The organism is Vibrio sp. Vb0888 (assembly GCF_033338835.1).
In the GTDB taxonomy this organism is placed as follows: domain Bacteria; phylum Pseudomonadota; class Gammaproteobacteria; order Enterobacterales; family Vibrionaceae; genus Vibrio; species Vibrio alginolyticus.
In genome coordinates this window covers 1-1,184 of record NZ_JAWOTL010000219.1, presented here as the reverse complement: position 1 = coordinate 1,184, position 1,184 = coordinate 1, and the positions used below count along the sequence as shown (strand labels likewise).

The window sequence follows — 1,184 nt, the reverse complement described above, 5'->3', positions numbered from 1 at the left end:
CGACACCAGCAATGCCGTAAAAGAAAGCGCTATCAATACCACTCGAAAGCAAGAATGGTGCGAATACAGCAATCGTTGTCAGAACACCAAATGTCGCAGGCGTAGCAACACGTTTGACACCGCGTACCACGTTCTCGACACCGCCGCCCTTTTCTTCGATTTCACTGTACGCACTTTCTCCCATGACGATGGCGTCATCCACCACAATTCCGAGCACCATGATGAAAGCGAACAGCGAGACGATGTTCACTGTAATACCCAAAGCTGGCATCATCATTACCGCACCCAGGAAACACACTGGTAAGCCGATCATTACCCACATCGCCAAACGGAAACGTAGGAAAATCGTCAACATGATCGCGACAAGTACCGCGCCTTGCAGCAAGTTTTTCAGCATCATGTCGAGACGACCATTTAGGTAATACGTCATGTCGACCAGAATTTTTAGCTGAACATCACTCGGCAAGGTTTTGTTTTTGGCTTCGATGTAGTCACGAACTGACTGAGCAACCGGAATGATGTTTTGATCGCGCGTCGCTTCGACTGACATGTAGATAGCATTTTGACCTGAATACTCGAAGTAGCGCTCTTCTTCGGTAAAGCCATCTTTGATGGTAGCAATGTCTTGCAACAATACCTTGGCACCATTGGCACCTAGCTTAACGGGAATATTTCTAAACTCATCTCCACGGTAATATTGGTTCTCGATTCGAACCGCAATCATCCCAGAGTTTGTTTTGACTTCGCCCGCCGAGAAGTTTGCCGAGTAACGACGAATGGCATTGCTTACGTCATTCAACGTTAGGTCATACTTACGCAACACGAGGGGATCGACTTCAATCGCAATCTCTTCCTCTGGCGCACTTAAATACACCAACATGACGTTATTAAGCTGCAGAAGCTCATCTTCAATCTGCTTCGCAATCGGCTTAAGCTCTTCAAGAGGCCTGTCCCCCACCAGCCCCATTTCTATCACGTCTTGTCGCCATTCAACCTGATAGACATTGATGGGCTCCATCCCAAGAGGCAGGTTAGAAATAGTATCGATGCGCTGATTCACATCGTCTAGCACTCGCTTGATATCCGCGTTGACATCAACTTCGATAGAAATATAAGCACTGCCACGAGAAGCTCGCGACACCACTTTTTTAATGCCAGTAACGTCTTTGATCGACTCTTCCACT

At 47.4% G+C, this 1,184-nt stretch carries 1 protein-coding gene; it reads right to left on the bottom strand.

Annotated features, from left to right (window positions below; all coding sequences use genetic code 11):
- Positions 1 to 1,184, bottom strand: a 1,184-nt coding sequence (locus tag R7P72_RS25150; RefSeq protein ID WP_318110979.1) for an efflux RND transporter permease subunit, incomplete at both ends; no start/stop codon positions are given.